The following is a 10,139-nucleotide window of genomic DNA, read 5'->3' as shown; positions in this document are numbered from 1 at the left end:
GGCACCAGCCTGGGCGTCAGCGTTGGTATCAGCACCAGCGGTATCCGCACCAGCCTCAGCATCAGCCTGGGCGTCAGCGTTGGCGTCAGCACCAGCGGTGTCCGCGCCAGCGGTGTCCGCGCCAGCGGTGTCCGCGCCAGCGGTGTCCGCGCCAGCGGTGTCCGCGCCAGCCTCAGCATCAACATTGGCGTCAGCGTTGGTATCAGCACCAGCGGTATCCGCGCCAGCGGTATCCGCGCCAGCCTCAGCATCAGCAGCCGAAGCCGCATCAGCGTTGGTATCAGCACCAGCGGTATCCGCGCCAGCCTCAGCATCAGCAGCCGAAGCCGCATCAGCGTTGGTATCAGCACCAGCGGTATCCGCACCAGCCTCAGCATCAGCAGCCGAAGCCGCATCAGCATTGGCGTCAGCGTTGGTATCAGCCTGGGCGTCAGAAGATGCGTCAGTCGTCGCGTCGGTCGCCGATTCGTCTTCAGCAGTGAAGGAAACAGAAGCTTCGGTACTGTTGTCCGTGGCAGTTATCGTATGCGGGCCAGCTGGCACATCAGGGAAAATTGCTTTCCATGTGCCATCTTCTCCTATGGTGACTTCTTGCGGAGCATTGCCATCGATAGATACCTCAAGCTTTGCACCGGCTTGTCCTGTACCAGTTACTTCAACGTTTCCGGTGGGAACCGTGGCGTTGCTACCCGGAGTCAGAATCTTGACCGGAGCGATTTCGTCTTCAGCACGAATTTCCGAGCGAGCTAGTGAGATCTTATTCGCTTGCTTTCCCATTGCCGGCAGCAAAGTCACGGACAATGCAGTAACGAAGTCAGCTTCTTGAGTAGAATCAGGATCTGAACTCGGATCGTCAATGGTAGTCTTGCCCTGTTCATTCAGGGTAATTTCAACGATTTGATCCAAAACACCAGAGAACACAGGCTCCAGCGGGTCAGTCACGCCCTTGACGATGCCGGAGATTGTCCCGGCGAGACCGTCGACAACGGGATTAAGCACCGGACCGATGACGCCACGGACAACTCCAACAACACCCTTGACGAGTGGTGTGACGAGCGTACCGATTTCCAGCCCGGCAAGTTTCAAGTTCACTTCGGTAGTTGGCTCGGTATCCACTAACCCAAGGAAACTTGCGACGCTGCCAGTAATCTTCGCGTCGCCTGTAGTTACCGGTGCCAACAGTCGGACTTCCAAACCGAGATCGACCACGATATCGATGTCATCGAGTGCCGCCACCAGAGTGTCGCGCAAGTCAGTCACAAGGTTAGATAGCGCAGTAGTAACTTCATCCGCGATTTCCTGAACGGCGGCTGGAGTAAGGAGCTCGTAGTTTTCTGGCTTTCCGTTCAGCCCACCAGTTGTTACCTTCGACAGGTCTACAGCAATATCTCCTGTGCCCAAGTCGATCGAAACGAGACCGGTGTCCGTGCTGATGACACCCTGCAGAACATCCTTCTTCACCTGATCGAGCGCAGCATCTACGCCATTCAGTGCGACCTTTGAATTGGTAACACCAACTCGGCCAAGCAGACCAAGATCAATATTGATGGCTTCAAGCCCTGAAGTTATGGTTCCCAGTACACCATCCGACGAAAGAGTCGTATTCAGCGTTGTCCCGAGGCCATCGACGACTCCGCCAAGCGAAGTTGTCAGCCCTTCGACAGCAGGGCTACCAATCGTCGCTTCTGCTCCGGCAACCAAATATTCGGTCTTCAAGGCACCGTCGGTCTTCTCAGCCGTTGAGCCAAGCGCGCCGATCTCCAAAGATGCTTCGTCGATTACCGAATCCGTTAAATTATCGATCTTAAGCTGCTTCAGCAACTTGGTCAGATCCACGTTGGCCGTCATCGCTTCCGAGCCTTCGGCATCAAGCGCAATACCGCCGCCCGAACTAACAGCGCCAGCTCCGGCCTTGGCGCTGGTAGCCGTCGCGGCCTCAGCAAATGAATTCAGTACACCTGCTTGTCCAAGTTGAAGCAGCCCAGTGCCTGCTTCACCAATCAAGGGAAGCTGAACCCCGGGTCCGAGATCCAATTCAATGGCACCTAGAGCACTAACGTTCAAAGGTGCATGCACTGCATCCGGCGAACTTTGATTGCCGGAATATGCATAACCGGCATCCGCTACAGGAATCTTCAGCAGGTTCAGGTCAATCGCCCGCCCTAGTGCTTCAGACGAATCGTTCGGTGCCGCGTAAGCGGCAGTAACACATGGTGCGATAAACAGACTAGTAACTACTGCGCCGGCTAGAACCCGACGAGCAGCACGAGGGGCCGCACCCTTCTTCTCAGGCGGCAAATGACTATCTTGCACCGCAGTCCTCCCAGGTTGTTTGTGATCGCGGAACTTTAGGCAAGCCCCCTATCGACCCTAGGTGCGAGGCACGAGGGCACTCAGGTTTCTTTCAGCTATTTCTGGGCATATTGAGGTCATATTTTCTATCCAGTTGGATAATCTTCGTCACCGTTAGGGTAAACTGCGCGGTAACTTGTCACTCTAGATGCCCGTACTTTCAGCGATATCACCTGTTCGCGAGTAGACGGGAGGAGGTATGGGTCACTCTGCTGCTGGCCATGTGAACCATTAACAATTGCCAGAGGGGTTATTCCATCTAACCGCTTGGCCATAGAATGAACCTAGTTGCAGCACAGGATCACGCGGGGACGTGAGGGGCAAGATGCTGCAGTCCTGATTGACGGAAGCCAAGCCAAGGATGCCCCAATGCCTGAAATTCGAGTTCACCTAGCGGATAGCGATCACTTTTCGCGAGCCGGAATCGTAGGTGCACTGACAGCAGAACGAGATATCGCCGTTGAGCATATTGCAGGATCGATGGCAGAAGCGTTAGAGAACGCATCACAAAATAAGCCGGACATCGTTCTTCTGGAAACTTCGTTGAGCGGAGACAGTCTTTTCAAGTCCGTACGACAGCTCGTAGCTGCGTCGCCAAACAGCAAAATCGTTGTACTGGCTACCCGGTACAGCCGCGACGAAGTGACTCAAGCCTACGATGCTGGAAGCTCCGGAATCATTTCCAAGAGTTCCATCAACACTGAATTACCCAGCACACTTCGCATGGTCGCTGCCGGATATCAGTTGTTCGCTCCACCGACTGATGGCTGGGAATATCCAGTCAGGATGGAGAAGCGCACGGAAAATCAGACGATCATCCGCTCGCTGTCCGGGCGGGACCGCCAGTTAGTCAGCCTCGTCGCCGCGGGTCTGACCAACATCCAGATTTCCCGGGCGATTCACATCAGCGAAGGCTCGGTGAAACTCTATCTGGCGCGCATCATGGATGAGCTTTCGGTGACGAATCGTGTGCAGCTTGCAGTCATCGCGGCGGAAACGGGTCTGATCACCTCCGCTGACCTGCAGATTGCCTAAACTCTAATAGACAGTGCGCAGCTGGCTGGCCGGGATCCACATCTGTTCCCCGTCGCGGTCGATTTGCCGCCAAGCTCCCTGCCTGGCGACGATCACCACGGCGGTGTCCGCTTGGAGAATGCGCGCCAAACCATAGTGGTCGCCAGGTCCGCGGCGGGCGTTCAAGCCAATTGTTGTCAGGGCGCGCTGATTGGGAACTGCCATCAGTCCGCCCTTTGCGGGTCGGGCCGGCAGTTCGTGCAAGTACATGCTCGGTACCCAGCCGTGCAGCTTTCCGCACTGGATCTGGGACCACAGCCCCTGCTGGAGCAGCAGACGCACCTTCGTGCCCTGGTCGATTACCATGAGCACCGGATATCCGGTACCGCTGCCCTTGCGCAGGTTAAGAGTAGCCGTTGTGGAGTGCGTCGTTTCGACCAGGGAGTACCGGGTGAGGGTTCGCTCGTCTTGCCTCTCATCGGACTGATTCACGACCGGTTCGTCGAAGACGGCTGGAATCGGCTCTAGATATATGTTCGGCACCCAACCATAGATCTTGTGAACATAGACGTGAGCCCACGAACCGTGAACGGTGACCAACGCCAGTTCGGTGCCCTGATCCAAGTGGCTTTGCACAAGGTAGTGGCGCCCGGCTCCCTTGCGCAGTTTGAGCGGTGCCGTGGTTCGATGTGTACGCGATGCCGACGACGAACGAGCCGTTGACTGCGAATAACCCATCTGATTCACGAGCACCTCAAAAATAAAACTTAGGGGAAGCAACAAATGTCACTTCCCCTAAGTTTATTCCATTTTTAGAAGTTGGTTCTTCTGCCTGCTAGTTTCACTTGCGCGAACCCAATTCGGAATCCAGACGAAGCAGCCCGCTGCCGTCGTTTCCGATCAGTTTAACGCGGTCCAGGATCTCGGTGACCGTAGCTTCTTCTTCGACCTGTTCGTCGATGAACCAGTGCAGCAGCGGGATCGAGTCGATATCCCCCTCGGTCTGCGCCAAGCGGTACAGTTCGCGGATCGCTTCCGAAACCTTCTGCTCGTGTGCCAGGGAGGCGGCAAATGCATCCGCAACGGAATGAACGTTGACTACCGGAGCCGACTGCTCGCCGATCCTCGGGTGCGCCGATCGGTCGGTCATGTGGTCCATGAACTTTTCAGCGTGAACGATTTCTTCAGCTGCCTGAGCCCGGAACCAGCCGGCAATGCCAGGAAGACTCATGATGTCCATCTCAACTGCCAGCTGACGGTAAACCGTTGCAGCAGTCAGTTCAAGGGTTACCTGCGTGTTGAAGGCTTCTGCCAGTTTTCCTGTAAGTTCCATGTCTTTAGACTAGGACGCTTTAAATCCTTTGTCATCGAAGTTCGGACTCACTTAGTGGAGGCGGAATTAGGCTATGAACCCTAGTTGGGTCCGCGTTAACATAGCCCGCACTAACCTAACTTAGGGAAGACGCACTTGCGCATCCTACTTGCCCAATCCTGCCCGACGCAGCGCTTCGGCCATGGCCGTGTTCCCTGCAGGGGCTTGATTTTGGCTGCTGCCATTCGGCCGGCCTTTGCTGCCTGAGCGCTGCTGCCCGGATCGGGAGTTCTGTCCTCCGCCGCGCGGGCTGCGCTCGCGCTGACCACCCGGCTTGCCGGATACGTCGGTCGTCGGAAGCTCATCGTCCAGTCGCAGGGTCAACGAGATGCGCTTGCGCGCGGTATCCACTTCCAGCACCTTGACCTTGACGATCTGCCCCGAGCTGACCACTTCGCGCGGATCAGAGATGAACTTGTTGCTCATCGCCGACACATGGATCAGGCCGTCCTGGTGCACACCCAGATCAACGAAGGCGCCGAACGCGGCCACGTTGGAGACCGTGCCCTCCATGATCATTCCCGGCTTGACGTCGCCGATTGATTCCACGCCTTCCTTGAGCGTGGCAGTCACGAATTCGCCGCGCGGGTCGCGGGCCGGACGCTGCAGCTCGGCGACCACATCGCGGATGGTCGGCTCGCCGAACTGATCCGTGACGAAGTCCTCTGGCTTCAATTCATCGAGGCGGCGCCCCTGCTCCGCGGCGGCCTTCTGCAGCGCGCGGGCCAGATCGTAGGCTTCGGGGTGCACCGAGGAGGCATCAAGCCGCTCCTTGCCGCCGGTGATGCGCAGGAATCCTGCGCACTGCTCGAAGGCTTTGGCGCCGAGGCGCGGCACCTTAAGCAGGTCCTTGCGCGTGCCGAAGGGCCCGTTGGCGTTGCGGTGTTCCACGATATTGCGGCTGAGCAACGGGCCGACCCCGGCCACGCGCGCCAGCAGCGAAGGAGACGCAGTGTTCACGTCGACGCCCACGGCATTCACGCAGTCCTCGACCACCGCATCCAGCGCACGGTCGAGCTTCGAGGCGGTCACGTCGTGCTGGTACTGGCCCACGCCGATGGACTTCGGGTCGATCTTGACCAGTTCGGCCAGCGGGTCCTGCAGCCTGCGGGCGATCGAGACTGCGCCGCGCAGCGACACGTCCATGCCCGGCAGCTCCTGGCTGGCCAGCTCCGAGGCGGAGTATACCGAGGCGCCGGCTTCGGAGACGATGACCTTGCTGATGCCGGCGGTGCCCAGGGCCTTGATGACCTCGGCGGCCAGCCGGTCGGTTTCCCGCCCTGCGGTGCCGTTGCCCACCGCGATCAGGGTGGTGCCGTGCTTCTGCGCCAGCCGGGTCAGGATCGCGACGGAGTCGTTCCACTTGTTCGCCGGGGCGTGCGGGTAGATGGTGGCGGTCTCGATGGACTTGCCCGTCAGGTCCACGACCGCGACCTTCACGCCGGTGCGCAGGCCCGGGTCCAGCCCGAGCACCGCCTTGTTGCCCGCCGGGGCCGCCAGCAGCACGTCACGCAGGTTCGCTGCGAAGATCTTCACCGAGGCGTCTTCGGCCTCTTCGAACAGCCGTGAACGCAGGTCGGATTCGAAACGGGTGAGCAGCCGGGCTTTCCAGGCCAGACGCACAGTCTGGGCCAGCCACTTGCCGGCTGGGGCGTCAGCAGGGGCGTTGATTCCCAGCGACGCGGCAATGGCGTTCTCGTAGCCCGCGCGGGCCTGCTCAACGGCCTTCGCGTCGCGCGGGTCCGCCTCGGCCAGCTGCAGGTTCAGCACCCCCTCGCGTTCACCGCGCAGCAGCGCAAGCACGCGGTGGGATGGCAGGTTGTCCAAGTCCGCTACGTAGTCAAGGTAGTCGGAGTACTTCCCTTGGCCTTCGGCGGTCGCCCCGGCAGCGACGCTGGCACCGATCTTGCCGCTGGTCCACAGCCGCTCGCGCAGATCCGCCGCCAGCACGACATCCTGAGAGACTCGCTCGGTGACGATGGAACGGGCGCCAGAGAGCACCTCCAGATCAGTTGCGAACCCGGCCTCGGCGTTCAGGTAGCCGGCGGCGGCAGCCACCGGGTCGGTCTGCGGATCGGCGAGCAGCAGGTCTGCCAGCGGTTCCAGGCCTGCCTCGCGCGCAATCTGGGCCTTGGTGCGGCGCTTGGACTTGAACGGGAGGTAGATATCCTCCAGCTCGGATTTGGTGCTCGCCGCGGCGATGGCCGCAACGAGCTGCTCGGTCAGCTTGCCGGCTTCGGCAATGGCTTCGCGGACCACGACACGGCGGTCCTCGAGTTCGCGCAGGTAGCGCAGGCGTTCTTCGAGCAGCCGCAGCTGGCTGTCGCTGAGCATTCCAGTGACTTCCTTGCGGTAGCGCGCAATGAAGGGTACCGTCGATCCGGAATCCAGCAGCTCAATGGCGGCTTTGACCTGCCAGGGCTGCACCTTCGATTCGACGGACAGTTCCCGGGACAGCACTTCGATGATGCGCTGTTCGATGGCGTTGCTGGCTGCGTTGTTCTTCTGATCGCTACTCACCGATCCATTGTGCCCCATGAGCGTTTCCGTTCTAATGATCGACTCGGCTGGCGTTCAGGAGATCCCAAAACTTCGCGGCTAAACTTAATTGCCATGGGGAAAGTACAAGTTCGGAACGCGGCAATCCTGCTTCTGGTGTCATCGGCAACGCTGTTCAGCGCAGGTTGCTCGGTCATTGAGGACTCGGCTGGTTCGGCGGCCAGCCAGCTCACTGATGCGGCTTCCAAGGAAATCGTCCGGCAGGCTTGCGCGCCGATCCAGGACGGTCGCATCGACGCCAGCGAATTGCGTGTGCTGTCATCGCTGGTCGGAGCGGTGGAAGGCGGAGGCTTGCCGCAGGATCTGGTTGACGTCCTGAACGACCTGGCCGAATCCGGCGACACGGTGTCCACTCGATTGCAGGAACGCCTGGTGCAGGCCTGCGACGACGCGACCGCCCAAGCCAGCTAGCGCACGGGAACACTTCCGCTCCTGATCTAGACTTTTTTCATGCTCGAAATTCCGACAACCGGCAAAATTCGTATTGACGCCTGGCTTTGGGCTGTGCGCGCCTACAAGACCCGCTCCGAGGCGACGGCCGCCTGCCGCGCCGGCCACGTGAGGCTGAACGGGGTTTCCGCCAAAGCGGCCCAGCCGGTGGTGCCGGGAGACCGGGTACGCGTCCGCAAGAACGGCTTCGACCGCGAATTGGAAGTCGTGGGCCTGATCTCCAAGCGCATGAGCGCCGCGGTGGCCGTGAAATGCTACATCGACCACAGCGAGCCGCGTGAAAAGGTCATCGTTCCACAGGTCCCGGTCCGCGAACGCGGTGCAGGCCGTCCCACCAAGAAGGACCGCCGCGAAATGGATCGCCTGCGGTCCTCCTGGATCGACCCCGAAGCCTAAGCGGCCGCGGCCGCCGCTGCGCTAGGATAATTCGATGGCCGGGGCGTCGGTCTCAAAGCCGAAGATCTGCCCGTAGAAGGCCAGGGAACTTTCCAGCGCGCTGATGATGTTCTCCGACTGGCGGAAGCCGTGCTGTTCCCCGGCAAACAGGATGTAGGCGTGGGGAATTCCCCGGGCGGCGAGCGCATCGGCCACCACCTGCGACTGCGCCGGCGGGACGACCAGGTCCTCGTCTCCCTGCAGCAGCAGTACCGGGCACGAAATCTTTGACACGTGGTTGATCGGCGCGCGCTTCTCATACACGTCCGCCGCTTCCGGGTACGGTCCGACCAGCGAGAACATGTACTGGGATTCGAAGTCGTGGGTGTCCTGCACCAAGGCAACCAGGTCCGCGACCCCGTAGCGGCTGATCCCGGCGGAGAAGACCTCGGAGCTGGTCAGTGCGCTGAGCACTGTCCATCCGCCGGCGCTGCCGCCTTCAATGCCGATACGCGCCGGATCCGCGATCCCGCGGGCCACCAGCGCCTTGATCACCGAGATGGTGTCCGCTACGTCCACGATGCCCCACTGCCCGCGCAGGCGGTTGCGGTAGTCGCGGCCGTATCCGGTAGAGCCGCCGTAGTTCACGTCTACCACGCCGATGCCGCGCGAGGTGTAGTAGGCGATGGCGGCGTTCAGCGTGGCCGCGGCCTGCGCGGTGGGCCCACCGTGGACGAAGGTGACGAAGGGCGGCAGCTCGCCGTCCAACCCGGTGAGGCCTTCCTGGCGCGGGCGGTACAGCAGGGCGTGGACCGCCTGGCCAACCTCGTTCGCGCATTCGAACTCCTCGACCTGGGGCAGCATGGCTGGATCCGGAAGCCGCGCGATGGAACCGGCGACCGGGCGGTGTTCGAGGGTATCGAGGTTGACCAGCGTGATCTGCTCGCCGTCGGTCATCGAGGAGGTGCCGGCCAGCAACCAGCCGTCGCGCACCTGCAGCGGGCGCACCCGGGTGAACGGCAGCGGCAGGTCTTCCAGTCCCCCGGTCAGCGCATGGACCCGGGCCAGCTTGGTGGTGCCGGTGCCGTAGGAGCACAGCAGGGTGCGCTGGTCCTCCAGCACGTACCAGGCGCTGCCGACCTGCCACAGCGGGCCGGCGAATTCCGCGGCGCGGTCCACCAGCCGGGTAGCGCGGGCGGAGCTGACCTGGTGGATGTAGGGATTCCACCAGCCGGACTCGTCGCTGAGGTAGGCGATGCGGTTCTCGTCCACCCATTCGGGCTGCATGATCGAGATGTCTTCGGCGCCGGCGATCACGGTGTCCTCCAGCTGCCCGTTGCCGCTGACCTCGGCCAGGTGGAGTTCGGTGCCGTCCCATGGCATGTTCGGGTGCTCCCAGCTGATCCAGGCCAGCATCGTGCCCGAGGGGCTCAGTCGGGGTGCCGCCACGAAACGGGCCGGCGCGGTGAGCACCCGGATGCGGGTGGCGTCCTGGCCCGCGGATCCATCCAGCGGGATCTGCACGATGTGGCGCACCGGTTCGGCGCGGAGGTCTTCCATGATGGCCAGTACGGTGCGGTTGGGCCCGTCGATGAATTCTGCGAAGCGCAGCTGGGGGTTCCCGTCGGACATCGAGTCGGGGGTCAGCGCGATCGGGGTGACCTGCCCCAGCTGCTGGAGGTACACACGCTGGTCGGCGAAATTGCTGAAGACGATGGCGTCCTGCAGCCGTCCGGTGACCAGCTTCCAGCTGGCGCCGCCGTATTCGTGGACCCGGGAACGAACGTTGTAGGGCTTGCTGATCAGCTCGGTCGGCTCTTCCTGCGAATCCAGCGGGTAGGAGACCAAGGTGATGCGCCCGCCTTCTGCCGGGCGCCCTTCCTGCACGATGACGTTCTGTCCGTGGAAGCTTGCACCGCCCAGGGGTTTGGTTCCCGCGGCAACATCGTGCGCGGAAATGGTCGAGGGCCAGGATCCGTAGGGCAGTTTCGAAGGCATGATTCGATCCTAACCAGAT

At 61.2% G+C, this 10,139-nt stretch carries 8 protein-coding genes; 3 read left to right on the top strand and 5 right to left on the bottom strand.

Features of this window, described 5'->3' with window-relative positions; genetic code table 11:
- The coding region (locus IEY43_RS17565) for a choice-of-anchor G family protein (RefSeq protein ID WP_188950265.1) at positions 1 to 2,313 on the bottom strand (2,313 nt) is incomplete at its 3' end.
- Positions 2,314 to 2,721: 408 nt separating this feature from the next.
- Between IEY43_RS17565 and IEY43_RS17560 the strand changes: the two genes are divergently transcribed.
- Positions 2,722 to 3,387, top strand: coding sequence for a response regulator transcription factor (locus IEY43_RS17560; RefSeq protein ID WP_188950263.1), 666 nt, complete (start codon positions 2,722 to 2,724; stop codon positions 3,385 to 3,387).
- A 3-nt stretch (positions 3,388 to 3,390) separates the two neighbouring features.
- On the opposite strand, the gene IEY43_RS17555 is transcribed toward IEY43_RS17560, so the two are convergent.
- The 3 genes from IEY43_RS17555 to IEY43_RS17545 form a co-directional block, all read right to left on the bottom strand.
- Positions 3,391 to 4,149 carry an SH3 domain-containing protein gene (locus tag IEY43_RS17555; RefSeq protein ID WP_188950261.1) on the bottom strand — a complete coding sequence of 253 codons (759 nt, stop codon included), beginning with the start codon at positions 4,147 to 4,149 and terminating at the stop codon, positions 3,391 to 3,393.
- 58 nt (positions 4,150 to 4,207) lie between these two features.
- Entirely contained in the window at positions 4,208 to 4,699 is a 492-nt protein-coding gene (locus tag IEY43_RS17550) for a ferritin (RefSeq protein ID WP_188950259.1), read from the bottom strand.
- 144 nt (positions 4,700 to 4,843) lie between these two features.
- A complete protein-coding gene (locus IEY43_RS17545; RefSeq protein ID WP_188950257.1) occupies positions 4,844 to 7,276 on the bottom strand; it encodes a Tex family protein in 2,433 nt (810 codons plus the stop codon).
- 117 nt (positions 7,277 to 7,393) lie between these two features.
- Between IEY43_RS17545 and IEY43_RS17540 the strand changes: the two genes are divergently transcribed.
- Together IEY43_RS17540 and IEY43_RS17535 are read left to right on the top strand one after the other, a co-directional pair.
- Positions 7,394 to 7,708, top strand: coding sequence for a hypothetical protein (locus tag IEY43_RS17540; protein WP_229777480.1), 315 nt, complete (start codon positions 7,394 to 7,396; stop codon positions 7,706 to 7,708).
- Between the two features lie 39 nt (positions 7,709 to 7,747).
- Positions 7,748 to 8,143 carry an RNA-binding S4 domain-containing protein gene (locus IEY43_RS17535; RefSeq protein WP_188950254.1) on the top strand — a complete coding sequence of 132 codons (396 nt, stop codon included), beginning with the start codon at positions 7,748 to 7,750 and terminating at the stop codon, positions 8,141 to 8,143.
- Positions 8,144 to 8,164: 21 nt separating this feature from the next.
- Here IEY43_RS17535 and IEY43_RS17530 read toward each other — a convergent pair whose 3' ends face one another.
- Positions 8,165 to 10,120, bottom strand: coding sequence for a S9 family peptidase (locus IEY43_RS17530; protein WP_188950253.1), 1,956 nt, complete (start codon positions 10,118 to 10,120; stop codon positions 8,165 to 8,167).
- Between the last annotated feature and the right edge of the window lie 19 nt (positions 10,121 to 10,139).

Source organism: Glutamicibacter protophormiae (genome assembly GCF_014647495.1).
GTDB classification, from domain to species: domain Bacteria; phylum Actinomycetota; class Actinomycetes; order Actinomycetales; family Micrococcaceae; genus Glutamicibacter; species Glutamicibacter protophormiae.
This window is presented reverse-complemented; position numbering and strand designations above follow the sequence as displayed.